We start from the raw sequence: 25,252 nt of genomic DNA on the forward strand, positions 1-25,252 counted from the left end.
GCGGCCGTTTCCGGCCGGGGAGGAGGCGGGCCATCGGGCTGCGCCCGGCGACGATGCGGCCGTTTCCGGCCGGGGAGGAGGCGGGCCATCGGGCCGCGCCCGGGAACAGGATCGCCGCGGCTAGGGTTCTGTTAGGCGGTTACCCCGTCGACGAGAGGATTCGCATGCCCGAGAAGTCGGTGGCTGATTTCTGGTTTGATCCGGTGTGCCCGTGGGCCTGGATCACCTCGCGCTGGATTCTTGAGGTGGAAAAGGTTCGCGATATCCAGGCCCGCTTTCATGTCATGAGCCTGGCGGTGCTCAACGAAGGCCGCGAGGTGCCCGAGGAGTACCAGGAGCTGATGACGAAGGCCTGGGGACCGGTGCGGGTGGCGATCGCCGCCGAGCAGGCACACGGCCCTGAGATATTGCGGCCGCTGTACACCGCGATGGGCACCCGCATCCACAACGAGGGAAACAAGGACTTTCCCGACGTCATCAAACAGTCGCTCGCTGAGGTGGGGCTGCCCGCAGCGTTGGCTGACGCCGCCGCGAGCGATGCTTATGACGAAGCGCTGCGTGCCAGTCACCACGCCGGGATGGATGCGGTCGGTCTGGACGTCGGCACCCCGACCATCCATGTCAACGGGGTGGCCTTCTTCGGGCCGGTGTTATCGAAGATCCCCCGAGGTGAGGAGGCCGGCAAGCTCTGGGACGCCTCGGTGACCTTCGCCTCCTACCCGCATTTCTTTGAACTCAAGCGCACCCGCACCGAATCGCCGCAATTCGACTAATGCCGCGCTGACTGAACGCCGCGCTCGGGCACGCCAGGCGGGCCGCCAGAGCCGCGTCGGGCACAATGTCGGGCATGCGCGTCTACCTTGGCTCGGACCACGCCGGCTACGACCTGAAGCGGCATGTCATCGAGCACCTGAAAAACTCCGGGCACGAGCCGATCGACTGCGGCGCGTTCAGCTACCAGGCCGACGACGACTATCCAGTGTTTTGCATCGCCGCCGCGTCACGCACGGTGGCCGACCCGGGCAGTCTGGGCATTGTGCTGGGCGGATCCGGCAACGGCGAGCAGATCGCCGCCAACAAGGTCCCCGGGGCGCGCTGTGCGCTGGCGTGGAGTGTCCAGACCGCGGCACTGGCGCGAGAACACAACAATGCGCAGCTGATCGGTATCGGCGGCCGGATGCACACCGTTCCCGAGGCATTGGCCATCGTCGACGCCTTCCTGACCACGCCGTGGTCAAAAGCCGAACGCCACCAACGGCGTATAGACATCATCAGTGAATACGAACGCACTCACCAGGCGCCTCGGGTGCCCGCTGCCGACGCCTGACAGCCTGGCCGGAGGGTCATCAACCGTTGTGGTTCGAGTGGCCGACAGTTGTCGGGGGTGTCGGGGGTGTTGCAGGAACAGGGTCCGCGCCAGATCACGTCCGAGTGGTCACACCGAGGGCGGCATAGACCTCGTTGCTGAGGGCCACACTGCGCGGATCGGCGTTGGCTTTGGTGGCGTCGAAGTGGTTCATCACATATGCGTAACCGATCCGGTGCTCCAGGTCGGCGAACGCGAACGAGCCGCCCAGCCCGCCGTGTCCGAACATCAGGGGGTTGGGGCCGTTGAGGCAGCGCTGGTTGAGCATGTAGCCCAGGCCCCAGCCGTGGTCGGCGACCCGGGGACCGAGCACCAGGTCGGTATCAAAGCCCCCCTGCGGCACCCGGACCAGGTCCATGTGACGGCGGCTTAACAGCTTCTCCTGAGCCAGCGCGTTGTAAAAGCTCGCCATCCCCAGCGCGGACACCTGCCCATTGTTGGCGGGGAACTCCAGCTCACGCCATCGCGTCAGATCGTGGGAGCCCAGTTCGTCGTCGGGCGCGAACCCCATCGCCACGGCCAGCCCCGCCTTGGGATGCTCGGCCAGGGTGAGCGGGCACGCCGGAGCTCCCGCGGCGGCCAGCACGTCGCGGACATGCGGCTTGCCTATCGGGTCCGCGCAGCGGTGGTGCTCGGCGACGGGCAGGCCGATGTGCACGTCGATACCCAGCGGCTCGGCGATCTCGGTGCGCAGGTACTGACCGATGGTGCGCCCGGTGACCCGGCGGAACACCTCGCCGAGGATGAAACCGAAAGTGAACATGTGGTAGCCCTGCGCGGTGCCCGGCGGCCACCAGGGCTCGGCGACGGCCAGCTGTTCGCACACGAAATCCCAATCCGCGATCCGCTGCCAGGGCACCGGCCTGCGCGGGCCGATCACCCCGGAACGATGGCTCATCACCATGGCGATGGTGATGGCCTCCTTGCCCGCCTGCGCGAACTCGGGCCAATAGCGCGCCACCGGCGCATTCAGATCGAGTTCGCCGCGCTCGACGAGTTGGTGCACGCAGGTGCTCGTCAACCCTTTGGTTCCGGAAAGAACGGTAGCCAGCGTGTTCTCGCGCCACGGCCGGGTACCGGCGGCATCCGCCGAGCCTCCCCACAAGTTGACGACGAGTTCTCCGTCCACCCAGGCCGCAACGGCGGCCCCGATCTCATTGCGCACCGCAAAGTTCTGCTCGAATGCATCACGCACTCTCTCAAAGCCCGACGCGCACGTGCCCTGGATGTCGACGTCGGCCATGGCGCCTCCTGGCTCCATCAGTCCAGCCTCCTCAGCAGCCTCGGTCTCGCCGGCACCGCGGTGTGGGAGGGGCCCCAGCTCGAGCGGGCGACGGGAATCGAACCCGCGTCGCTAGTTTGGAAGACTAGGGCTCTACCATTGAGCTACGCCCGCAGGAATTTACTCGTGCGCGACTGTACGTCGTCGCAGACACCAAATCCAAATGACGCCATGACACCGTTTCGTGACCTCGCTGTTGAGGTCGCTGCGGGCGGCGGCGGCCGGCGCCGTAGGATCGCGGGATCAGCGCGGGGTGTAGCGCAGCTTGGTAGCGCATCCGCTTTGGGAGCGGAAGGCCGCAGGTTCAAATCCTGTCACCCCGACCCGCTTCCCGTGCCCGGGGCCCCAGCAAAGACATCTAGCGACATCTAAGGAGTACACCCGTGAAGAGCACCGTCGAGCAGTTGAGCCCCACCCGGGTTCGCATCAACGTGGAGGTGCCCTTCACCGAACTGGAGCCGGACTTCGAGCGGGCCTATAAGGAGCTGGCCAAGCAGGTGCGCTTGCCCGGTTTTCGTCCCGGCAAGGCACCGGCGAGGCTCCTTGAGGCGCGTATCGGCCGGCAGGCGATGCTCGATCAAGTCGTCAGCGACGCCCTGCCCAGCCGCTATAGCCAAGCGGTGAGCGACACCGACATCCGCCCGCTGGGTGAACCCCGGATCGAGGTGACCAAAAAGGAGTACGGCGGGGAGCTGGTCTTCACGGCCGAGGTCGACGTGCGGCCCAAGATCACGCTGCCGGACCTGAGCACACTGACGATCACGGTGGACCCGGTCGAGGTGAGCGATGACGAAATCGAGGCCGAATTGCAGTCGCTGCGGACCCGGTTTGGCACCTTGACCGCGGTGGACCGGGCCGCGGCCGTCGGTGATGTCGTCTCGATCGACCTGTCCGCCACCGTCGACGGGGAGGACGTGCCGGACGTGGCGACCGAGGGCCTGTCGCACGAGGTCGGTTCCGGACGGCTGGTCGATGGCCTCGACGAGGCGATCGTCGGTCTGTCCGCCGGCGAGTCGCGGGTTTTCACCACCCAATTTTCTGCCGGCCCGCACGCCGGACAGCAAGCCGAAGTCACCGTCACCGTCAGGTCGGTGAAAGAACGTGAACTACCGGAACTCGACGACGAATTCGCACAACTGGCAAGCGAATTCGATACCATCTCCGAGTTGCGGGCCAGCTTGGCCGACCGGGTGCGCCAGGTAAAACGCGTCCGGCAGGCCGAGAAGATCCGGGATATTGCGCTCGATCTCCTGCGCGAACAGGTCGATATGCCGCTACCCGAGGCACTGGTGCAGGCGCACGTCGAGAACACCGTGAACAGCGCCCTGCACGGCCTGGGCCATGACGAAACCAAATTCGCCGAGGCGTTGGCCAAGCAGGGCTCATCGCGCGAGGAGTTCGACGCCAGTGCTCGCGCCGCCGCCGAGAGGGTCGTCAAAACGCAACTGCTGCTCGACGCCCTCGCCGATGATCTGGACATCCAGGTGGGCCAGGAGGACCTCACCGAACGACTGGTCGTGATGTCGCGGCAATACGGCATGGAACCCCAGCAGCTCCTGTCTTATCTCACGCAGCACAATCAGCTGGCAGGGGTTTTCGCCGACGTACGTCGCGGGCTGGCCGTCGCCGCCCTGGTCGAAGCGGCCACGGTCGTGGACACCAACGGAAACGTGATCGACACCAGCGAGTTCTTCGGCAAGCGTTCCGGCTCTCCGACTGCCGGGATTGAGCAGGGGGCCGCTCCCGACACCGCCGACGGTGGCGCCGAGCCGCAGGACACGGCTTCGGGGAATGCCGCGACGTGAAGCTGTGAGCGAACGCTGGTACGTCAGGAAGTGCCAGCGTCGCCAGTTGGATAGTCTCAGGACATACAAAACTCGAGAAAGCAGGTATACCGTCGTGAGTGACATGCGTTCGAACACGCAGGGCCTCAACCTCACCGACTCGGTGTACGAGCGCTTGCTCGCCGAGCGCATCATTTTCCTGGGCTCAGAGATCAACGACGAGATCGCCAACCGGTTGTGCGCGCAGATTCTGTTGCTCGCCGCCGAAGACCCCGCCAAGGACATTTCCTTGTACATCAACTCCCCGGGAGGGTCGATCAGCGCCGGCATGGCGATCTACGACACCATGGTGCTGGCACCGTGCGACATCGCCACCTATGCGATGGGCATGGCGGCCTCGATGGGCCAGTTCCTGCTCGCAGCGGGCACCAAGGGAAAGCGCTACTCGCTGCCGCACGCCCGGATCCTGATGCACCAGCCGTTGGGTGGGGTGACCGGCAGCGCCGCCGATATCGCCATCCAGGCGGAGCAGTTCGCCGTCATCAAAAAGGAGATGTTCCGGCTCAACGCCGAATTTACCGGTCAGCCGATCGAGCGGATCATGGCCGATTCCGACCGCGACCGCTGGTTCACCGCCCAGGAAGCCCTGGAATACGGGTTTGTCGACCACATCATCACCAACGCCCCAGTTAACGGAGAAGCCCGATGACCCCGCAGACCCACCCCCGGGCCCGCTACATCCTGCCGTCGTTCATCGAACACTCGAGCTGGGGCATCAAAGAGTCCAACCCGTACAACAAGCTGTTCGAGGAACGCATCATCTTTCTCGGGGTGCAGGTCGACGACGCCTCGGCGAATGACATCATGGCGCAGTTGTTGGTGCTCGAGTCGCAGGACCCCGACCGCGATATCACCATGTACATCAACTCGCCGGGTGGCTCGTTCACCTCGCTGATGGCGATCTACGACACCATGCAGTACGTGCGGGCCGACATTTCCACGGTGGTCCTGGGCCAGGCGGCGTCGGCCGCGGCGGTGCTGCTGGCCGCGGGAACCCCGGGCAAGCGGATGGCGCTGCCCAACGCTCGGGTGTTGATCCACCAGCCGTCACTGGCCGGGGTCATCCAGGGCCAGTTTTCCGACCTGGAGATCGAGGCCGCGGAGATCGCGCGGATGCGTGAGTTGATGGAGGTCACCCTGGCCCGCCACACCGGCAAGGCGCCCGAGGTGATTCGCAAAGACACCGACCGCAACAAGATCCTGACCGCCGAGCAGGCGAAGGAGTACGGGATCATCGACACCGTGCTGGCCTACCGAAAGGTGTCCGCGCAACTCGCAACTGGTCTAAGTCGCTCGTCTTAGGCCGCCGGGGAGGGCGCCGAGCGGATCGCGGCCGCAACTGCGGCGATATCGGCCGGACCCACCCGGCAGCAGCCGCCGACGATGCGGGCACCGGCCGCCACCCATCGCGACGCCAGTTGCGTGGAGAATCGTGATGCCCCGGTCCAGGTCCGGCGCCGCGCGTCCCAGTACTCGCCGCTGTTGGGGTAGACGATCACCGGTTTGGCCGAAACGTCGCGCGCTACACCGATCGCGGGCAGCACATCCTCGGGTGCGCAACAGTTGACGCCGACCGCGACGATCTCCGGCACGCCGGCGGCAACCGCGAATGCCTCGGCCAGCGGTTGCCCGGCCCGGGTGCGGGTTCCCGTGATGGTGTAGCTCAGCCAGGCCGGCACCCCGACGTGTCGCACCAGCTCGACCAGCGCTTCGGCCTCGTCGACATCGGGCAGGGTTTCCAGGGCGAGCACATCGGCACCGGCGTCGGCCAGCACCTCCAGCCGTGGCCGATGCCACTTCATCAACGCGGCGACGGAAAGCCCGTAACGTCCGCGGTACTCCGAGCCGTCGGCGAGCACCGCGCCGTACGGCCCGACCGAGGCGGCGACCCACCGCCCGGGCACGCCCACCTGCTCGCGCGCAGCTTTGGCCAGTTGAACGCTGCGCCGCAGCAACCGAACGGCTTCGTCTTGACCGATCCCTTGTGCGGCGAACCCCGTAAACGAGGCCTGGTAGCTGGCGGTCGTGGCGATCACGGCGCCGGCGCGAAAATACGCCTCGTGAACCGCCACGATCTCATGCGGCGCGGATGTCAGCAGCCTCGCCGACCACAGGACGCCGGAGAGGTCGTTGCCGCGTGCCTCCAGTTCGGTGGCCAGGCCGCCATCGCTGATCAGCACGGTGTGGTCGGGCACGGCAAATCCCACACCGCCCACTTTAGGGGCCTTTCAGGGGCGTCTTCCGGAGGATTGGACGGTGGTGCGCGGTCGTCGGCAAGTAACGCCCGCGACACGCCAAGGACACAGTTGGCGTGCTCGCTGGGTGGCGGGCCCCGTCGGGCGATATGTTCACAGCGGCCGACGGTAAATACCACCGACGCGATTCGGCCCTACGGGTCGCGGAGCGCCGGAGCAAGCGGGTAGCGTCGGGGACACAGGGCGATACACCACGCCCCAACGGCGAACAGGAAGTAGGCTCTCAGCACCATGGCGCGCATCGGAGACGGCGGTGATTTGCTGAAGTGCTCGTTCTGCGGCAAGAGCCAAAAGCAGGTTAAGAAGCTCATCGCGGGGCCGGGCGTCTACATCTGTGACGAGTGCATCGACCTGTGCAACGAGATCATCGAAGAGGAGCTCGCCGACGCCGACGACGTCAAACTCGATGAACTGCCCAAGCCCGCCGAGATCCATGAATTCCTGGAGAGCTACGTCATCGGCCAGGAAAACGCCAAGAAAACACTGGCCGTCGCGGTCTACAACCACTACAAGCGCATCCAGGCCGGGGACAAAGGCTCGCGGTCAGGTGAGCCGGTCGAGCTGACCAAGTCCAACATTTTGATGCTCGGGCCCACCGGCTGCGGCAAGACCTATCTGGCTCAGACGCTGGCCAAGATGCTCAACGTCCCGTTTGCCATCGCCGACGCCACCGCGCTGACCGAGGCGGGTTACGTCGGCGAGGACGTCGAGAACATTCTGCTCAAGCTGATCCAGGCGGCCGATTACGACGTCAAACGCGCCGAGACGGGCATCATTTACATCGACGAGGTCGACAAGATCGCCCGCAAGAGCGAGAACCCGTCGATCCCCGCGACGTCTCCGGGGAGGGCGTGCAGCAAGCGTTGTTGAAGATCCTGGAGGGCACCCAGGCATCGGTCCCTCCGCAGGGTGGCCGCAAGCATCCGCATCAGGAGTTCATCCAGATCGACACCACCAATGTGCTGTTCATCGTCGCGGGTGCGTTCTCCGGGTTGGAGAAGATCATCTACGACCGCGTCGGCAAACGCGGTCTGGGCTTCGGCGCCGAGGTGCGCTCCAAGGCCGACATCGACACCACCGACCATTTCGCCGAGGTGATGCCCGAGGACCTGATCAAATACGGGTTGATCCCGGAATTCATCGGCCGGCTGCCGGTGGTGGCCTCGGTGACCAACCTGGACCTGGAATCGCTGGTCAGGATACTTTCCGAACCCAAGAATGCCCTGGTCAAGCAGTACACCCGACTTTTTGAGATGGACGGCGTGGAGTTGGAGTTCACCCAAGAAGCGCTGGAAGCCATCGCCGCCCAAGCGATTCACCGGGGCACCGGTGCTCGCGGATTGCGCGCGATCATGGAGGAAGTCTTGCTGCCGGTGATGTATGACATCCCCAGCCGCAATGACGTCGCCAAGGTCGTGGTCACCAAGGAGACCGTCCAAGACAACGTGCTGCCGACGATCGTGCCGCGTAAGCCTGCGCGCACCGAGCGGCGTGACAAAACCGCCTGACCGCGACGCCGGTGCCACCGCCCTGCGGGGGTGGGGGTTTCACTTTGGGCGCCGGCGGTTGTGAGCAACACCATAAAACCGCCGTGTCGGGTATCGGCGGCGCCTGGCTTGACGTGGGCGTAGGGTGGCGGATCGGTAGCATGGCCGTCAGCATGGGAATAATCGGCACTGCTGGTGACATGAATAGGCGGGAAGGGAGTCCGCTGCGGGCACAGACAAGGATCTGAAGTCGCAGAGCAGAGTATCCCTACGCCAGAACAGCAACGGAAGGCGGGGACGTGGAGCCGAACGGCAACGGAGCCGATCCAGGGTCAGAATCGCATAGTAGCCGCGCACGGCCGGCACGGCGGCAGCAACTGGAGAACGTTGTCATTCGTTTCGCCGGGGACTCCGGTGACGGTATGCAGCTCACCGGCGACCGGTTCACTTCGGAGGCAGCGCTTTTCGGTAACGACCTGGCGACCCAACCGAACTTTCCGGCTGAGATTCGCGCACCGGCGGGCACGCTGCCCGGAGTCTCGTCCTTCCAGATTCAAATCGCCGATCACGACATCCTCACCGCAGGTGATCGACCGGACGTGCTGGTGGCCATGAACCCGGCGGCCCTCAAGGCCAACATCGACGATCTGCCGCGCGGCGGAATGGTCATCGCGAACTCCGACGAATTCACCAAACGCAACCTGGCCAGAGTCGGCTACGAGGGCAACCCGTTGGAGAATGACGAGCTGTCCGAGTACGTGGTGCATGCCGTCCCGATGACCACGCTGACCCTCGGGGCCGTCGAGGCGAGCGGTGTCTCGAAGAAGGACGGCCAGCGCGCCAAGAACATGTTCGCGCTGGGCCTGCTGTCGTGGATGTATGGGCGCGAACTCGAGCACAGCGAAGCCTTCATCCGGGATAAATTCGCCCGCAAGCCCGACATCGCGGAGGCCAACATTCTCGCCCTGAAGGCGGGCTGGAACTACGGGGAAACCACCGAGGCCTTCGGCACCAGCTATACCGTTCCGCCGGCGAAGCTGCCACCCGGTGAGTATCGGCAGATTTCAGGCAACACCGCGCTGGCCTACGGGATCGTCGTTGCCGGTCAGCTGGCCGGCATCCCGGTGGTTCTCGGCAGCTACCCGATCACGCCCGCGTCGGACATCCTGCACGAGTTGGCCAAGCACAAGAACTTCAACGTGATCACCTTCCAGGCCGAAGACGAGATCGGTGGTGTCTGCGCGGCGCTGGGGGCCGCATATGGGGGAGCGCTCGGCGTCACCAGCACATCGGGTCCCGGTCTTTCTCTGAAATCCGAGGCCATCGGCCTTGGGGTGATGGCCGAGCTGCCGCTGGTGGTTATCGACGTGCAGCGGGCGGGCCCGTCAACGGGTATGCCGACCAAGACCGAGCAGGCCGATCTGTTGCAGGCGATGTTCGGTCGCAACGGCGAGTCCCCGGTCGCGGTGCTGGCACCGCGGTCACCGGGCGATTGTTTTGAGACTGCCCTTGAGGCCGTGCGGATTGCGGTCTCCTATCACACCCCGGTGGTGCTGCTGTCCGACGGTGCCATCGCCAACGGGTCCGAGCCGTGGCGTATCCCCGACATCAGCGCGTTGGCGCCCGTTGAGCACAACTATGTCAGCGCCGGTGAGCCGTTCCAGCCGTACGCGCGCGACCCGGAAACTCTTGCCCGCCAATTTGCCGTTCCCGGCACCCCCGGTCTGGAGCACCGCATCGGCGGGCTGGAGTCGGCCAACGGCTCCGGCGAGATCTCCTACGACCCGGCCAACCACGATCTGATGGTGCGGGTGCGCCGGGAGAAGATCGACGGTATCCGCGTCCCCGACCTACAAGTCGACGATCCGACGGGGGACGCCGAGCTACTGCTGATCGGGTGGGGCAGTTCCTACGGTCCGATCGGTGAGGCCTGTCGGCGGGTACGGCGTAAGGGCCTCAAAGTTGCGCACGCCCATTTGCGCTACCTCAATCCGTTCCCGGCCAACTTGGGTGAGGTGCTGCGCCGCTACCCCAAGGTGGTGGCACCGGAGATGAACTTGGGCCAACTGGCGCTGCTGCTGCGCGGCAAGTACTTGGTCGACGTGCAATCGGTCACCAAGGTTCAGGGTGTCTCGTTTCGGGCCGACGAGGTGGCACGCGTGATTCGCGCCGCGCTGGGGGGGACGCTCGCCGAAATCGAGCAAGACAAGACGATGGTCGCCAGATTGGCGGCTGCAACGGTCGGGGCGGGAGCTCACGCATGACGCCGGCGACGATGCAGAGCGACGCGATGAAAAGGAGCGGCGCGCACATGAGATCCGCCGGCGACGATGCAGAGCGAAGCGATGAGGAGGAGCGGCGCAAATGAGAAGCCTGATCGGCGATCCGGCGGTCGCGGAGCTGGATCTGGCGGCAGCTGATAACTTGTCGAAAAACACCGGCGTGCCCACCACCGATCAGCGGCAGAACGCTAAGGACTTCACCAGCGATCAGGAAGTCCGCTGGTGCCCGGGCTGCGGGGACTACGTCATCCTCAACACTATCCGCAACTTTCTGCCTGAGCTCGGGCTGCGCCGGGAGAACATCGTTTTCGTCAGTGGCATCGGCTGTTCCAGCCGCTTCCCGTACTACCTGGAAACCTACGGCCTGCATTCGATCCACGGCCGGGCCCCCGCCATCGCGACCGGCCTGGTGCTGGCCCGGCCCGATCTGTCGGTGTGGGTGATCACCGGTGATGGTGATGCGTTGTCGATTGGTGGCAATCACCTGATCCACGCGCTGCGCCGTAACGTCAACATCACGATCCTGCTGTTCAATAACCGGATCTACGGGCTGACGAAGGGGCAGTATTCGCCGACATCGGAGATCGGCAAGATCACCAAGTCGACCCCGATGGGGTCGCTCGATCAGCCGTTCAACCCGGTGTCGTTAGCGCTGGGCGCCGAGGCAACCTTCGTGGGGCGGGCGTTGGACTCCGATCGCCAGGGCTTATCTGAGGTGCTGCGCGCCGCCGCGCAGCATCGGGGATCGGCCTTGGTCGAGATCCTGCAGGATTGTCCGATCTTCAACGATGGATCGTTTGACGCGCTTCGCAAGGAGGGCGCGGACGAGCGGGTGATCAAGGTGCGTCACGGCGAGCCGATCACCTTCGGCGCTAACGGCGAATATTGCGTGGTGAGATCGGGGTTCGGGCTCGATGTGGCCAAGACCGCTGATGTTGCCGCCGAGGACATCGTCGTGCACGACGCGCACGCCGAAGACGTTGCGTACGCGTTCGCGCTGTCGCGGCTGTCCGATCAGAATCTCGAGCACACCGTGCTGGGTGTGTTACGCCAGGTCCGTCGGGTCACCTACGACGACGCCGCCCGGTCCCAGGTCCGCGCCGCCCAAAACACCAAGCCCTATGACGCGGCCGCCCTGCAATCCCTGTTGCGCGGGAACGACACCTGGACCGTTACCTGACGTGAATTCTGCGGCATCCGAACCGGTTGCCCTGGCCGGGGTGGTGCTGGCGGGAGGCGCATCGCGACGCATGGGGCGTGACAAGGCCACCATGGCTGTTCCCGAGGGGATCGCCGGCCGCTGCGGCATCACGATGGTGGAGCACGTGGTGGGCGTTCTGGCGCGGCGGTGTCAGCCGGTTTTCGTGATGGCAGCGCCGGGCCAGCCGATATCCCCGGTACCAGCGCGCATCGTGCGCGACGAGGTACGCGGGCAAGGCCCGTTGCTCGCGACCGGTCGTGGCTTGCACGCCGCCGCGGCGGCCGGCGCGGAGTGGGCGTTTGTGTGCGCCGTGGACATGCCGTTTTTGACGGTCGATTTGATCGATGACCTCGCCCGCCGGGCCGCCCGGCTAGGCGCCGACGTGGTGTTGCCCTGGGACGGCCAGGACCACTATCTGACCGCGGTGTATCGGACCGCGTTGGCGGCGCCGGTCGATGCGCTGGTGGCGAGCGGCGAGCGGGCGATGCGCGCCTTGGTCGACTCGGTCGACGCCCAGCGAATCGTGATGTCGGATTCGCGGCCGCTGGCAAATATCAACTCCCCTGCCGACTGTCGTGGACTGCGACCGCTCCCGGATTAGGTCGGCGCTAGAGCACACCCCCTGGGTCCGGCGGAATGCCATCTCGGGTGTTTATAAGGCAACTTCATTCTATTTTATATTTTCGCTATAAATTCAGCCATTTACCAAACTGTATTATCGCATCCCGAAATATCGCAACGGTCCGCAATGTGCCAATTCACCACCCCAACGTCTGGGTCTATGCTCGCCCGTATTGGGTTGCGGCGGTGAGAGTTTGGCGTGCGAAATCAGGAAGATAGACCCAGCGAAATTAGTTCCGGAGCCGTGTCGGGCTCGAAGTTTTTCCGGGCGCCTTGTCGGGTCCGTGAAGATCAGGTGCTCATGCCCGGCCGGGCTCCCTTTCACGGCGGCCGCCTGCGGTGGCGGGCCGTTGCAATCTATCGAGATATGCTTGCAGATAAGGTAATTGACGAACCAGCTGACGGCTCGACAGGGCCATCCCGAAGCGGAGTGCGGCGGCGCTATTGAGTTCTATTGAGTTCGCCGCCGATGAGATGGTCATTGCAAATCGCCTGGAGCGCAGGATATTTAGATCGATCTGTCATCGGCAGGTCGGCCGGGTGATTTTCTGTCGCCGGAGTAGACGGTAAGCTCGCGCAACCGAGCAACCGAGGGATCATCTGTGTCGGCGGCAGGCGCTGACGGACCTTCCGGAATGACAGGCCGCCACCGCTGTCACATCAGTGGCCGGGATCACAAAATTTGCGTGATTTAACTCACACCCACGTCGTGAGGGTCCGACGTTAGCGCGGACGAAAAATTCGGTCTGTAGCTGGGAAAACGAGCTATCTATTGATTCGTTACCAACATGTTATTGGACAGATATACAGCATTCTTCGAGATGACGAAATCAATTCAGTCTCATACGGTGCCACTCGGCCCTTTTAGGGGCAAACCAAAATTAAATCCACGAATCCGCGCGTGAGCGGGGCTGCGGGCGGCAACCACCGCGTCGCGGCCGGCGGGCACCGGGCCCGCCGGGCAGAGCGTGTCCCCGCTGGGGTGCCGGAACGAGACGGCACCTCCCGAAGCGCCAATCCCCCGACCAAGGCATCCCGCCCCATCGTGGGGCTGGCGTCGGCGCGCGCAGCGCGAAAGGAACGATATTGAAGAACGTCCAGAAGACGCTCATCATTGCCGGGATCGCAGGGGCGCTCACGGTGGCGCCGAGCGCGCCATTCGTTGGCACCGCGTATGCGGAGGGCGAGGCGTGGGATGTGAGCGCGGCCTTCGGCGCAGCCGCCGAGGAGCCCGCCGCCGTGGCCGCGGAAGAACGGACCCCGGAGGCCGGCGAGCCAGCCGCACCTGAGGCGCTCGAGGCCGCCGAGTCCGACGCTGCCGACGCGCCCGCGCCGGAGGCTGCTCCGGAGGCGCCCGCCGCGCCGGCACCGGCTCCCGCTGCGGAGGCGCCGGCGGTGCACCCGGCCCCGCAGAAGGCCTACAGCGTCAACTGGGACGCAATCGCGCAGTGTGAATCCGGCGGCAACTGGTCGATCAACACCGGTAATGGCTACTCCGGTGGCTTGCAGTTCACCCCCGGTACCTGGGCGGCCAACGGTGGCAGCGGATCCCCGGCGAACGCGAGTCGTGAGGAGCAGATCCGAGTCGCCGAGAACGTGCTGCGCACCCAGGGCCTTGGCGCCTGGCCGGTCTGCGGCCGGCGCGGCTAAGCGCCCGAACATGCGCAGGCGGTGCCGGCCGGCGGGCCGGCACCGCCTGCGCATCGGGTGCGGCAGGCCCACGGTCGCCGGTCGGTGCCCACCGACCGCCATTCGGGGATGCGCCGAGCGACCGGAAGCGCTGCGAGTAGCGTCAGGGTGATGGCTGGGTCGCGGGATTTCGACATCGTCGTGTACGGGGCGACCGGTTTCGTCGGCAAGTTGACCGCCGAATACCTGGCCAGCGCCGGTGGGGATGCGCGCATCGCGCTGGCCGGCCGGTCGATCGACCGCTTGCAGGCGGTGCGCAAAACCCTGCCGGAATCGGCGCGCTCGTGGCCGGTTTTGGTAGCCGACGCCTCGCAGCCGGCGACTTTAAGGGCGATGGCAACCCAGACACAGGTGGTGGTCACCACCGTCGGACCCTATGCCCGGTACGGGTTGCCGCTGGTGGCCGCATGCGCTGCGGCAGGAACCGATTACGCCGATCTGACCGGCGAAGCGATGTTCGTGCGCGCCAGCATCGACTGCCACCACAAACAGGCCGTCGACAGCGGCGCCCGAATCGTGCACGCCTGCGGATTCGATTCTATCCCTTCAGATCTGAGTGTTTACGCGCTGTATCGCAAGGCGCGCGACGAGGGTGCCGGAGAACTCATCAACACCGACTTCGTGCTGCGTCGCTTCTCCGGTGGGGTATCCGGCGGCACGATCGCGTCGATGATCGATGTGCTGCAGACCGCTTCGAGTGATCCCGACGCGCGGCGTCGGCTCGCCGACCCCTACACGTTAAGCCCGGACCGCAGCGCAGAACCCGAACTGGGACCGCAGCCGGATTTACCGTGGCGTCGTGGTGGTGAGATAGCCCCGGAGCTGACCGGAATCTGGACGGCGGGGTTTCTGATGGCGCCGTACAATACTCGAATTGTGCGGCGCAGCAACGCATTGCTGGGCTGGGCTTACGGGCGGAGATTTCGCTACGCCGAACACCTGAGCGTGGGATCGGGGGTCTTCACGGCTCCGGTGGTGTCGGCCATCATGACCGGCGGCACCAGCGCGCTGTTCGGGCTGGGCGGCCGGTACTTCAGGCTGCTTCCGCACCGGCTCATCGAACGGATCGCCCCCAGATCGGGCACCGGCCCCAGTGCCGCCACCCGCGAACGCGGCTACTACCAGACCGAGACCTACACCACCACGACCACCGGAACCCGATACCTGACGAAGATCACCCAGCACGGCGACCCCGGTTATAAGGCGACGTCGGTACTGCTGGGCGAGAGCGGCCTGGCGCTCGCGATGGACCGCGACAAGCTGTCGGACCTGCGTGGCGTGCTCACACCGGCTGCTGCGATGGGCGACGCGCTGCTGGCGCGGCTCCCGGCCGCGGGCGTGTCGCTGGAGACGATTCGGCTTGGGCCGATGCCGGCCGCGACCGACCGGTGACCGGTTGCTCCGCTCGAACCACTGTCAATCGTGGCCACTTGCACTAGTGTCATCGATGCACCACCACAACACACATCCCAGCGACGAAGGTGATCAACAATGGCCGGCCTGGATGATCTTTTCGCCCAAATCCCCGTGGGGGACATCGCACGCCGGCTCGGCGTCGACGAAAGCGAAGTAGGCAGCGCAATTCAGACACTGGTGCCCGCGCTCGTCGGGGGCCTGCACCACAACGCACAGGATCCCGACCACGCCTGGGCGATCGCATCGGAGGTCAGCAGTCACGCGGCCACCGGCCTGCTGGACACCGGGGTCAGCCTGGATCGGGTCGACCAGGCCGACGGCCGGCTGGCAGTCGCGAAAATCTTCGGCGGCAACGACACCGGGCAGGTCGCCGCGGCGCTCTCGAGCGCCGCGGGCGGCAATAGCGACCTGTTCCAGAAGCTGCTGCCGATCCTGGCTCCGATCGTGCTTGCCTACATCGGCAAGCAGCTGACCCAGAAAAGCACGCCCGTGCCGGAACGGGCGTCCGGCGGCGCGCTCAACGACGTGCTGGGCAGCATTCTCGGTGGGGCTTCCGGCCGCCGCAACGCATCGTTGGGCAGCATCCTGGGCGACGCGCTGGGCGGCAAAGCGGGCGGTGCACTGGGGGAGATCCTCGGCGGACTGCTGGGCGGCAAGAAGTAAGGGTCACGGGCAGGCGTGATAGTCGCCCCGATCACCCGCGAACTCGGGCGCATTCGCGGATGCTAAGCGCGCTTTTTAGAATCGAGCGGTGACCGCCAGCCCGAAAAGTTCCGCCGGCATGCTGCCCAAATCGTGGGATCCCGGCGCGGTCGAGAGCGCGATCTACCAGGGTTGGCTTCAGGCCGGCTACTTCACCGCGGACCCGGCGAGCACCAAACCCGGCTATTCGATCGTGCTACCGCCGCCCAACGTGACCGGTAGCCTGCATATGGGTCATGCGCTGGAGCACACCCTGATGGATGCCCTGACCCGCCGCAAACGGATGCAGGGCTATGAGGTGCTCTGGCTGCCGGGAACGGATCACGCGGGTATCGCCACCCAGAGCGTGGTGGAAAACCAACTCGCCGCGCAGGGCAAGACCAAAGAAGACCTCGGCCGCGAGCGTTTCGTCGAGATGGTGTGGCAATGGAAGCGGGACTCCGGCGGGGTCATCGGCGCTCAGATGCGTCGGCTCGGTGACGGCGTGGATTGGAGCCGCGATCGCTTCACCCTGGACGAGGGATTTTCACGAGCGGTACGCACGATGTTTAAAAGGCTCTATGATGCCGGGCTGATCTATCGGGCCGAGCGGCTGGTGAACTGGTCGCCGGTGCTAGAGACTGCGGTTTCGGATCTCGAGGTCAACTACGAAGAGGTCGAGGGCGAGTTGGTGTCGTTTCGGTACGGCTCGCTTGACGACTCTCAGCCGCACATCGTGGTGGCCACCACGCGGGTGGAGACGATGCTCGGGGACACCGCGATAGCGGTGCATCCCGACGACGAACGCTACCGTCATCTGGTCGGTACCAGCTTGCCGCACCCATTTATCGACCGGGAGCTGATCATCGTCGCCGATGAGCACGTCGATCCGGAATTCGGCACGGGCGCAGTTAAGGTCACGCCCGCACATGACCCCAACGACTTTGAGATCGGGCTGAGACACCGGTTGCCGATGCCCTCGATTATGGATACGAAGGGCAGGATCGCCGGCACCGGAACCCAATTCGATGGGATGGACCGCTTCGAAGCCCGCGTCGCGGTGCGCGACGCGCTCGCCGCGCAGGGCCGTATTGTCGAGGAGAAACGGCCCTACCTGCACAGCGTCGGGCATTCCGAGCGCAGCGGCGAAGTCATCGAGCCGAGGTTGTCGATGCAGTGGTGGGTCAAGGTGGAGTCGCTGGCGAAAGCTGCTGGTGACGTGGTTCGTAATGGGGACACCGTGATTCATCCCGCCAGCATGGAGCAGCGCTGGTTCTCCTGGGTCGACGACATGCACGACTGGTGCATTTCACGTCAACTCTGGTGGGGTCACCGCATCCCGATCTGGTACGGGCCCAATGGTGAGCAGGTGTGCCTGGGTCCGGACGAAACCCCGCCCGAGGGGTGGGTGCAGGACCCTGACGTCCTGGACACCTGGTTTTCCTCCGCGCTGTGGCCGTTCTCGACCATGGGCTGGCCGGCACACACTCCGGAGTTGGAGAAGTTTTATCCGACAAGTGTTTTGGTCACCGGATACGACATCTTGTTCTTCTGGGTGGCCCGGATGATGATGTTCGGGACCTTCGTCGCAGATGACCCCGCCATCACCCTCGACGGCCGGCGGAAACCGCAGGTGCCGTTCACCGATGTGTTTCTGCACGGGCTGATCCGTGACGAGTTCGGCCGCAAAATGAGCAAGTCCAAGGGTAACGTCGTCGACCCGCTGGACTGGCTGGAGCTTTTCGGCGCGGATGCGCTGAGGTTCGCGCTCGCCCGGGGCGCGAGCCCAGGCGGTGATTTGACCATCGGCGAGGACCACGTGCGGGCGTCGCGAAACTTCGTCACCAAGCTGTTCAATGCCACCCGGTTTGCACTGCTCAACGGCGCCCACCCGGCGCCGTTGCCCCGCCTTGCCGAGCTGAGCGATGCCGATCGGTGGATCTTGGGACGCCTGGAAGAGGTTCGCGCCGAAGTCGACGCGGCCTTCGACAGCTACGAATTCAGTCGAGCCTGCGAGGCGCTCTACCATTTCACGTGGGACGAATTCTGTGACTGGTACGTAGAACTGGCGAAGGTGCAGCTCGCCGCCGGCGGGACGCACACCGCCACCGTGCTGGCCGAGGTGCTCGATACCCTGCTGCGGTTGTTGCACCCGGTGATCCCGTTCGTGACCGAGACGTTATGGCAGGCGCTCACCGGGGGCGAGTCGCTGGTGATCGCCCGGTGGCCCGAAACATCGGGTATCAGCCTGGACCCGGTTTCTGCGCAACGGATCACCGATATGCAAAAGCTGGTTACCGAGGTGCGCCGCTTTCGCAGCGACCAGGGCTTGGCGGATCGGCAGAAGGTGCCGGCCCGACTGGCCGGTGCGGACAACGCCGATCTCGGCTCACAGGTGGCAGCCGTGACGTCACTGGCGTGGCTTTCCGCGCCGACTCCGGAATTCCGCGCGTCGGCGTCGGTGGAGGTCCGGTTAAGTGGCGGCACCGTGGTGGTCGAACTCGACACCTCCGGCACCATCGACGTTGCCGCCGAACGCCGCCGCCTTGAGAAGGATCTGGCCAGTGCGCAAAAGGAACTGGCCTCCACGACAGCCAAATTGGCTAACGCGGACTTTCTCGATAAGGCACCGAGGGCGGTGGTGGAGAAGATCCGCGACCGCCAGCGGTGGGCCCGGGAAGAAACCGACCGGATAACGGCGAGGCTGGCCAGCTTGCAATGACTTCCACGTCGGAGCCACCCGACACCGGCACCGCTCCCACGCCCGATGAGATGGCGGCGCTTTTTCAGGTCGAGCACCTGCTGGACCAGCGGTGGCCGGAAACCCGGATCGAGCCCAGCCTCACCCGCATGCACGCGCTGATGGATCTGCTCGGCTCACCGCAACGGGCGTATCCGTCGATCCACATCGCGGGTACCAACGGCAAAACCTCGGTGGCACGGATGGTCGACGCGTTGCTCACCGCGCTGCACATGCGCACCGGCCGCACCACCAGCCCGCACCTGCAATCGGCGGTCGAGCGGATCGCGATCGACGGCACCCCCATCAGCCCGGCACGGTATGTGGCGACCTACCGCGAGATCGAGCCCTACGTGCAGCTGGTGGACGAGCAGTCGCGCTCCGCCGGAGGCCCGGCGATGAGCAAGTTCGAGGTCGTCACCGCGATGGCTTTCGCCGCGTTCGCCGACGCGCCGATCGATGTGGCCGTGGTCGAGGTAGGTCTGGGCGGGCGCTGGGACGCCACCAACGTCATCGACGCGCCGGTTGCGGTGATCACCCCGATCAGCGTCGACCACGTCGACTACCTGGGTTCCGACATCGCGGGGATAGCCGGTGAAAAAGCCGGCATCATCAGCGACGCCGACGACGTCGACACCGTCGTGGTCATCGCCCGCCAGATGCCGGCGGCGATGCCGGCGCTGCTGGCGCGGGCCGCGCGTGCCGACGCCACCATCGCCCGGGAGGACTCCGAGTTCGCGGTGCTTGGCCGGCGGGTTGCCGTGGGGGGCCAGCTGCTGACACTGCGGGGTCTCGGCGGGGTGTATTCCGATGTCTACCTGCCGCTGCACGGCGAACACCAGGCGCATAACGCGGCGGTGGCGCTTGCGGCGGTCGAGGCTTTTTTCGGCGCCGGGCCGCAACGACAACTCGACCCCGAGGCTGTTCGGGCCGGATTCGGCGCGGTCACCAGCCCGGGCCGGTTAGAGCGCATGCGCAGCGAGCCGACGGTGTTCATCGATGCCGCGCACAACCCGGCGGGTGCGGGTGCGCTGGCGCGGGCCCTGACCGACGAGTTTAATTTCCGCTTCCTGGTGGGGGTGCTCAGCGTGCCGGCGGACAAGGATGTCGACGGCATCCTGGCGGCGCTGGAGCCGGTGTTGGACCGGGTTGTGGTCACCCACAACGGGTCGCCGCGGGCATTGGATGTTGAGTCGTTGGCGCGGGCGGCGCGGCGGCGATTCGGGGTTGACCGGGTGCTGACCGCGGCGAACTTGCGCGACGCCGTCGACACCGCGACCGCGGTGCTCGATGACGCAGCTCCCGAGACGGACGCATTCTCCGGAACGGGCATCGTCATCACCGGGTCGGTGGTCACCGCCGGGGCCGCACGCGCCCTGTTCGGTCGTGATCCGGAATGATCGACCGCCCGGAGCGTCCCGAACACCGGAGGGACCGGCCGCCCCCGCCGGTCGATCCGTGGCGGAGTTTCCGCCTGGTGCTGGTCGCCACGCTGATCCTGGAGGCGATCGTGGTGCTGCTGGCGCTTCCGGTGGTCGGTGCGGTCGGTGGTGGTCTGACGGCGGGGTCGGCGGGGTTTCTGCTCGGGGTGGCCGGGGTGCTGCTGGTCCTTATCGGGCTGCAGGGTCGCCGCTGGGCGATCCGGGTGGATCTGGCGGTGCAGGCGCTGCTGATCGCCGGGTTCGTGGTGTATCCGGGCGTGGGCTTCATCGGGGTGCTGTTCACCGCGGTGTGGGCGCTGATCGCCTATTTTGCGGCCGAAGTCCGGTCGCGCCAGCACGAACCGCTCGCGGATCGGCGGTCGCCGCCGCGGTGACCGGCCGGCGTGAGGTGCTTGGTTCGGTACGCTGTGCGCCGTGACGGAGCGGACCCTGCTGGTGATCAAGCCCGACGCCGTCCAGCGGTGTCTGATCGGTGAGATCATCGGCCGCATCGAGCGGAAAGGGCTGACGATCGCCGCGCTGGAGCTCAGACGGGTCGACGAGGAGCTGGCGCGCCGGCATTACGCCGAGCACCAGGGCAAGCCCTTCTTCGGATCCTTGCTGGAGTTCATCACGTCAGGGCCGGTGGTGGCGGCGGTCGTGGAGGGGCCGAGCGCGGTGGCGGCCGTTCGCCAACTCTGCGGCGGCACCGATCCGGTGGAGCAGGCCGCCCCCGGCACGATTCGGGGCGATTTCGGGCTGGAAATACAGTTCAACCTGGTGCACGGCTCCGATTCCGCTGATTCGGCCCGGCGTGAAATCGCGCTCTGGTTTCCCGACGGCCCGGCTGCGTCGCGGACCGAAAGGGATCCCGCAGGGGAGCGGCGATGACGCGGCCCGCACCGTGGCGCACGTGGTCGCAGCGGGTATCGGTATGGGATACTGGTCGTGGGTGAACGTCGCCGGATCGGTGTCTGACACCCGAATGAAGACTTAGACAAGCGCGACGGTCGCAACTGGCGATGCGGCGCGGACTGTCCGGCCATCATTCGACCCGGCTGCGAGTGAGTTCCACGCGGGCCGCTCGGAGCGAGACCATCACAAGCCCGGGAGAAGCGACCCGGGCACATAGCGAAGCCCTCGCGCGGCCGTGTCGATATGACGCGCCCGGGGGCTTGAGGAGATTACGTGGGAGACGGTGTTTCATCTTCAGACCTATCAAACGAGCTGACACAGCGGGAGGATCTGCCCGAGCGGTTAAGAGTCCATTCGCTGGCGCGCGCGCTGGGAACGACCAGCCAACGGGTGCTGGCCGCGCTGACCCAGCTCGACGGACGGATCCGCAGCGCGCATTCCAGCGTGGATCGGGTGGATGCGGTGCGGGTGCGCGAGCTGTTGGTCGGCGGTGCCGCAGCTTCTGAGTCCGGGGATCGCGCCGGGCCCGGCGACGCCGGTGCGGCCGATGAACCCGAATCCCGGCCGATAGCCGAAAGCACGGTGGCGCCCGCCGACTACATGCCGCTGTTCGTTGCGCCGCGCCCAATCGCGTCGGATGAGCCCGACGACACCGACGATTCGGACGACCTCGATGACACCTGGGACGAGCAGCGGGTCGCCGGCCGGCGACGCCGTCGTGGTCGTCGTGGTCGTGGCCGCGGGCGCGGTGATCAGGGCGCGCCGGAAAACCGGGGTCAACTGGGCGATGACGCCGAAACCGACACCGACGGCGATGACGAACCGCTGGACGCCAGCGGTGGCGATTTGTCCGAATCTGAGGACGGGGACTTCGAAGAGGCCGGCGCCGACGAGGACAACAACGGTGCGCCGGAGACCACCAGCCGTCGCCGCCGGCGCCGTCGGCGCCGCAAGTCGGTTTCCGGGGACGACGAGAACGGCTCTCTCGAGGGCCCGTTGCCCGACGATCCCCCCAATACCGTGGTGCACGAACGGGTGCCCCGCACCATCGACAGGTCCGACACCACTGACAACGGCCCGGCGAGCACCGAAATCCAGGGCATCAACGGCTCGACCCGACTGGAGGCCAAGCGGCAGCGGCGCCGCGACGGACGCGACGCCGGACGGCGTCGGCCACCGGTGCTGAGCGAAGCCGAATTTCTGGCCCGCCGTGAGGCGGTCGAACGGGTCATGGTGGTGCGCGACAAGTTCCGCACCGAACCGCCGCACCAGGGTGAGCGCTACACCCAGATCGCGGTGCTTGAGGACGGCATGCTCGTGGAGCACTTTGTGACGTCGGCGGCCTCGGCTTCCTTGGTCGGCAATATCTACCTCGGGATTGTGCAGAACGTGCTCCCCTCCATGGAGGCGGCGTTCGTCGACATCGGCCGCGGCCGCAACGGTGTGCTCTACGCCGGCGAAGTGAATTGGGACGCCGCCGGGTTGGGCGGCGACAACCGCAGGATCGAACAAGCCCTCAAACCCGGCGATTACGTCGTGGTGCAAGTCAGCAAGGATCCGGTCGGGCACAAGGGTGCGCGGCTGACCACCCAGGTTTCACTCGCCGGGCGCTATCTGGTGTATGTGCCGGGCGCATCGTCGACCGGGATCAGCCGCAAGCTGCCCGACACCGAACGTCAGCGGCTCAAGGAAATCCTGCGCGCGGTCGTGCCGCCGGACGCCGGGGTGATCATCCGCACCGCCTCGGAGGGCGTCAAAGAGGAGGAGATCCGCGCCGACATCACCCGCCTGCAGGAGCGCTGGAACCAGATCCAGGAGCGCGCCGCCGAGGAGAAGGCGAAGGCCGCCGGTGCCGCCATAGCCCTCTACGAAGAGCCCGACGTGCTGACCAAGGTCATTCGTGACTTGTTCAACGAGGATTTTTCCGAGCTGATCGTTTCCGGCGAGGATGCTTGGAACACCATCAACCAATATGTGAATTCGGTTGCGCCCGAACTGACTTCGAAGCTGACCAAATATGAGCCGCCGGGTGGTGACGGACCGGACGTGTTCGCGGTGCTGCGCATCGACGAGCAACTGGCCAAGGCGATGGATCGCAAAGTCTGGCTGCCTTCGGGCGGAACGCTGGTGATCGACCGGACCGAGGCCATGACGGTGATCGACGTTAACACCGGCAAGTTCACCGGATCGGGGGGGAACCTCGAGCAGACCGTCACCAAGAACAACCTCGAGGCCGCGGAGGAGATCGTGCGTCAGCTACGGCTGCGCGACATCGGCGGCATCGTGGTGATCGACTTCATCGACATGGTGCTGGAGTCCAACCGCGACTTGGTGCTGCGCCGGCTGACCGAGGCACTGGCCCGCGACCGCACCCGCCATCAGGTGTCCGAGGTGACTTCGCTGGGCCTGGTGCAGCTGACCCGTAAACGGCTGGGGACAGGCCTGATCGAGGCGTTCTCCACGCCGTGCCCGAACTGCGGGGGCCGCGGAATCATCCTCCACACGGACCCGGTCGACTCCGCCCAGGCCACCGGGCGCAAGTCCGAGTCCGGTGGCCGACGGGGCCGGCGATCACGGAGGATCCGTCCCGACGAACCGGTGGTGGCGAAGGTTCCCGAGCACACCCCCGGTGAGCATCCGCTGTTTAAGGCGATGGCCGCGGCCGTGAGTCGCCGCGACGGCCAACCCGCTGGGGCCGACGAGGAGCTTGCCGAAGGGGCCGCGGAACTGGCGCCCGAGGCGATCGGTGAGGACACCGACGGCGACACCAGGCACGCGCTGGAAGCCGGGACCGCCGAGGAGGCTCTGGACGCGGCCGACGACGACGTGTTCGATGAGGCCGACGAGGAGGACGAGGTCGAACTCGACGATGACCTCGGCGATGATCTCGACCTCGACGACGATCTGGATCTCGACGATTCGGATGACGACCACGGTTCGGACCACGGTTCGGATGAGGAAGACGTCTCTGTTGAGCCCGCCACCGACACCCGGGGGGACGAGGGCTACCGGCGTGAAACGCAGCTCTCGACGGTTACCGCGTCGGCTCCCGGGCGTTCGCGCCGCCGCCGGGCGGCCGTCCGGCCGGCGGGCCCGCCGGTTCACCGAGACTAGCCCGCCGGCACCGGTTTGACCCCATAGCCGCTGGTCACGTAGCCTGGAGCAGTTGCCGCCAGGCTGTGAGCAGGCTGTGTTGGGCTGGTGACGATGCGGGCCACAAGGTGGTCCGAGGAGGAGCCGGCCGTAGGGATCACGGGCGGCGCTTCGGATCCACCCCCGCGTAGCGTGTCAGCATGCGCGCGGCGCGCGGGAAAAGACGAAAAAGACGAAAAGACGGAAAAGACCGAAATACAGGAAAACGGGAAAAAGAGGTACACACCGATGGCGACCTACGCAATTGTCAAGACCGGCGGCAAGCAGTACAAGGTCGCGGTCGGGGATGTCATCAAGGTGGAGAAGCTCGACTCCGAGCCGGGCGCGCAGGTATCGCTGCCGGTGGCGCTGGTCGTCGACGGCGCCACGGTGACCACCGATGCCCACGCACTGGCCAATGTCGCGGTGACCGGTGAGGTGCTCGAGCACATCAAAGGACCGAAGATCCGAATTCACAAGTTTAAGAACAAGACCGGCTACCACAAACGTCAGGGCCACCGCCAGCGGTTGACGGTTTTGAAGGTCACCGGTATCAAGTAGCGGGAGGCGACGAGAGATGGCACACAAGAAGGGCGCGTCCAGCTCGCGCAACGGCCGTGATTCCGCCGCGCAGCGCCTGGGCGTCAAGCGGTTCGGCGGGCAGATCGTCAAAGCGGGTGAGATCCTGGTCCGTCAGCGGGGCACCCACTTTCACCCCGGCGTCAACGTTGGACGCGGCGGTGATGACACGTTGTTCGCCAAGGCCGCCGGCGCGGTTCAATTCGGTGTCAAGCGGGGTCGCAAGACCGTCAGTGTCGTGCCCGCGGGGCCGGCCGGGGCCTAGCCTTCTCACGCGGCCGGCCCGCGAAATCGCCGTTGTGCCGATGCGCACCCACGTTTTGCGCACACCGTCGGCGTCG

General features: G+C 65.9%; 20 protein-coding genes, 2 tRNA genes and 1 pseudogene. 20 read left to right on the top strand and 3 right to left on the bottom strand.

Features of this window, described 5'->3' with window-relative positions; all coding sequences use genetic code 11:
* Window positions 1-164: 164 nt before the first annotated feature.
* Window positions 165-773 (top strand): DsbA family protein, encoded by a 609-nt coding sequence (locus QJR12_RS06670; RefSeq protein ID WP_300580045.1) that lies wholly within the window; start codon window positions 165-167, stop codon window positions 771-773.
* 74 nt (window positions 774-847) lie between these two features.
* Window positions 848-1,327 carry a ribose-5-phosphate isomerase gene (locus QJR12_RS06675; protein ID WP_300580047.1) on the top strand — a complete coding sequence of 160 codons (480 nt, stop codon included), beginning with the start codon at window positions 848-850 and terminating at the stop codon, window positions 1,325-1,327.
* Between the two features lie 94 nt (window positions 1,328-1,421).
* Here the strand turns inward: QJR12_RS06675 and QJR12_RS06680 are convergent, their stop codons facing one another.
* Window positions 1,422-2,609 carry a serine hydrolase domain-containing protein gene (locus QJR12_RS06680; protein ID WP_300580049.1) on the bottom strand — a complete coding sequence of 396 codons (1,188 nt, stop codon included), beginning with the start codon at window positions 2,607-2,609 and terminating at the stop codon, window positions 1,422-1,424.
* Window positions 2,610-2,691: 82 nt separating this feature from the next.
* A tRNA-Gly gene (locus QJR12_RS06685) sits at window positions 2,692-2,762 on the bottom strand.
* Between the two features lie 135 nt (window positions 2,763-2,897).
* Between QJR12_RS06685 and QJR12_RS06690 the strand changes: the two genes are divergently transcribed.
* The 4 genes from QJR12_RS06690 to QJR12_RS06705 all read left to right on the top strand — a co-directional run bounded on the left by QJR12_RS06690 (window position 2,898) and on the right by QJR12_RS06705 (window position 5,794).
* A tRNA-Pro gene (locus tag QJR12_RS06690) sits at window positions 2,898-2,971 on the top strand.
* A 60-nt stretch (window positions 2,972-3,031) separates the two neighbouring features.
* A complete protein-coding gene (gene tig / locus QJR12_RS06695; RefSeq protein ID WP_300580051.1) occupies window positions 3,032-4,453 on the top strand; it encodes a trigger factor in 1,422 nt (473 codons plus the stop codon).
* Window positions 4,440-5,141 carry an ATP-dependent Clp protease proteolytic subunit gene (locus tag QJR12_RS06700; RefSeq protein ID WP_300580053.1) on the top strand — a complete coding sequence of 234 codons (702 nt, stop codon included), beginning with the start codon at window positions 4,440-4,442 and terminating at the stop codon, window positions 5,139-5,141. Before tig ends, QJR12_RS06700 begins: the two co-directional genes overlap by 14 nt.
* Window positions 5,138-5,794 carry an ATP-dependent Clp protease proteolytic subunit gene (locus QJR12_RS06705; protein ID WP_300580055.1) on the top strand — a complete coding sequence of 219 codons (657 nt, stop codon included), beginning with the start codon at window positions 5,138-5,140 and terminating at the stop codon, window positions 5,792-5,794. Before QJR12_RS06700 ends, QJR12_RS06705 begins: the two co-directional genes overlap by 4 nt.
* On the opposite strand, the gene mmuM is transcribed toward QJR12_RS06705, so the two are convergent.
* Window positions 5,791-6,687, bottom strand: a complete 897-nt coding sequence (gene mmuM, locus QJR12_RS06710) for a homocysteine S-methyltransferase (protein WP_300580461.1) — start codon at window positions 6,685-6,687, stop codon at window positions 5,791-5,793. The two genes, QJR12_RS06705 and mmuM, sit on opposite strands and share 4 nt — an antisense overlap.
* A gap of 291 nt (window positions 6,688-6,978) precedes the next feature.
* On the opposite strand from mmuM, the pseudogene clpX reads away from it, so the two are divergent.
* From clpX to rpmA, 14 genes and pseudogenes are all read left to right on the top strand, one after another.
* Window positions 6,979-8,255: pseudogene (clpX, locus tag QJR12_RS06715) on the top strand (ATP-dependent Clp protease ATP-binding subunit ClpX).
* 278 nt (window positions 8,256-8,533) lie between these two features.
* A complete protein-coding gene (locus QJR12_RS06720) occupies window positions 8,534-10,498 on the top strand; it encodes a 2-oxoacid:acceptor oxidoreductase subunit alpha (protein WP_300580056.1) in 1,965 nt (654 codons plus the stop codon).
* Window positions 10,499-10,598: 100 nt separating this feature from the next.
* On the top strand, window positions 10,599-11,696 hold the full coding sequence (locus tag QJR12_RS06725; RefSeq protein WP_300580057.1) for a 2-oxoacid:ferredoxin oxidoreductase subunit beta: 1,098 nt from the start codon (window positions 10,599-10,601) through the stop codon (window positions 11,694-11,696).
* Between the two features lies 1 nt (window position 11,697).
* Window positions 11,698-12,318: a molybdenum cofactor guanylyltransferase gene (mobA, locus tag QJR12_RS06730; protein WP_300580059.1), complete on the top strand. Its 621-nt coding sequence runs from the start codon at window positions 11,698-11,700 to the stop codon at window positions 12,316-12,318.
* Window positions 12,319-13,424: 1,106 nt separating this feature from the next.
* Complete coding sequence (locus QJR12_RS06735; protein WP_300580060.1) at window positions 13,425-13,988, top strand: transglycosylase family protein; 564 nt, start codon at window positions 13,425-13,427, stop codon at window positions 13,986-13,988.
* A gap of 147 nt (window positions 13,989-14,135) precedes the next feature.
* Entirely contained in the window at window positions 14,136-15,419 is a 1,284-nt protein-coding gene (locus QJR12_RS06740) for a saccharopine dehydrogenase NADP-binding domain-containing protein (protein ID WP_300580062.1), read from the top strand.
* 99 nt (window positions 15,420-15,518) lie between these two features.
* Window positions 15,519-16,106 (top strand): DUF937 domain-containing protein, encoded by a 588-nt coding sequence (locus tag QJR12_RS06745; RefSeq protein ID WP_300580064.1) that lies wholly within the window; start codon window positions 15,519-15,521, stop codon window positions 16,104-16,106.
* Window positions 16,107-16,194: 88 nt separating this feature from the next.
* Window positions 16,195-18,846, top strand: a complete 2,652-nt coding sequence (locus QJR12_RS06750) for a valine--tRNA ligase (RefSeq protein WP_300580066.1) — start codon at window positions 16,195-16,197, stop codon at window positions 18,844-18,846.
* Window positions 18,843-20,264, top strand: coding sequence for a folylpolyglutamate synthase/dihydrofolate synthase family protein (locus QJR12_RS06755; protein WP_300580068.1), 1,422 nt, complete (start codon window positions 18,843-18,845; stop codon window positions 20,262-20,264). Before QJR12_RS06750 ends, QJR12_RS06755 begins: the two co-directional genes overlap by 4 nt.
* Window positions 20,261-20,680, top strand: a complete 420-nt coding sequence (locus tag QJR12_RS06760; RefSeq protein WP_300580070.1) for a DUF4233 domain-containing protein — start codon at window positions 20,261-20,263, stop codon at window positions 20,678-20,680. The genes QJR12_RS06755 and QJR12_RS06760 overlap by 4 nt, the downstream gene beginning before the upstream one ends.
* Before the next feature lie 40 nt (window positions 20,681-20,720).
* Window positions 20,721-21,176, top strand: a complete 456-nt coding sequence (gene ndk / locus QJR12_RS06765) for a nucleoside-diphosphate kinase (RefSeq protein ID WP_300580072.1) — start codon at window positions 20,721-20,723, stop codon at window positions 21,174-21,176.
* Window positions 21,177-21,473: 297 nt separating this feature from the next.
* Window positions 21,474-24,314: an Rne/Rng family ribonuclease gene (locus QJR12_RS06770; RefSeq protein ID WP_300580074.1), complete on the top strand. Its 2,841-nt coding sequence runs from the start codon at window positions 21,474-21,476 to the stop codon at window positions 24,312-24,314.
* Between the two features lie 267 nt (window positions 24,315-24,581).
* A complete protein-coding gene (gene rplU, locus QJR12_RS06775; RefSeq protein ID WP_300580075.1) occupies window positions 24,582-24,893 on the top strand; it encodes a 50S ribosomal protein L21 in 312 nt (103 codons plus the stop codon).
* Window positions 24,894-24,909: 16 nt separating this feature from the next.
* Entirely contained in the window at window positions 24,910-25,176 is a 267-nt protein-coding gene (gene rpmA / locus QJR12_RS06780) for a 50S ribosomal protein L27 (RefSeq protein WP_300580076.1), read from the top strand.
* The last annotated feature ends 76 nt before the right edge of the window (window positions 25,177-25,252 follow it).

It is taken from the genome of Mycobacterium sp. (assembly GCF_029961025.1).
GTDB lineage: Bacteria > Actinomycetota > Actinomycetes > Mycobacteriales > Mycobacteriaceae > Mycobacterium.

What these genes read in the sequence shown, in the direction of transcription:
- rplU (WP_300580075.1), top strand. Translation starts at nt 24,582, where the DNA reads ATGGCGACCTACGCAATTGTCAAGACCGGCGGCAAGCAGTACAAGGTC.
- QJR12_RS06680 (WP_300580049.1), bottom strand. Translation starts at nt 2,609, where the DNA reads ATGGCCGACGTCGACATCCAGGGCACGTGCGCGTCGGGCTTTGAGAGA.
- QJR12_RS06670 (WP_300580045.1), top strand. Translation starts at nt 165, where the DNA reads ATGCCCGAGAAGTCGGTGGCTGATTTCTGGTTTGATCCGGTGTGCCCG.
- QJR12_RS06755 (WP_300580068.1), top strand. Translation starts at nt 18,843, where the DNA reads ATGACTTCCACGTCGGAGCCACCCGACACCGGCACCGCTCCCACGCCC.
- QJR12_RS06745 (WP_300580064.1), top strand. Translation starts at nt 15,519, where the DNA reads ATGGCCGGCCTGGATGATCTTTTCGCCCAAATCCCCGTGGGGGACATC.
- QJR12_RS06700 (WP_300580053.1), top strand. Translation starts at nt 4,440, where the DNA reads ATGCCGCGACGTGAAGCTGTGAGCGAACGCTGGTACGTCAGGAAGTGC.
- QJR12_RS06725 (WP_300580057.1), top strand. Translation starts at nt 10,599, where the DNA reads ATGAGAAGCCTGATCGGCGATCCGGCGGTCGCGGAGCTGGATCTGGCG.
- QJR12_RS06675 (WP_300580047.1), top strand. Translation starts at nt 848, where the DNA reads ATGCGCGTCTACCTTGGCTCGGACCACGCCGGCTACGACCTGAAGCGG.
- QJR12_RS06760 (WP_300580070.1), top strand. Translation starts at nt 20,261, where the DNA reads ATGATCGACCGCCCGGAGCGTCCCGAACACCGGAGGGACCGGCCGCCC.
- QJR12_RS06705 (WP_300580055.1), top strand. Translation starts at nt 5,138, where the DNA reads ATGACCCCGCAGACCCACCCCCGGGCCCGCTACATCCTGCCGTCGTTC.
- rpmA (WP_300580076.1), top strand. Translation starts at nt 24,910, where the DNA reads ATGGCACACAAGAAGGGCGCGTCCAGCTCGCGCAACGGCCGTGATTCC.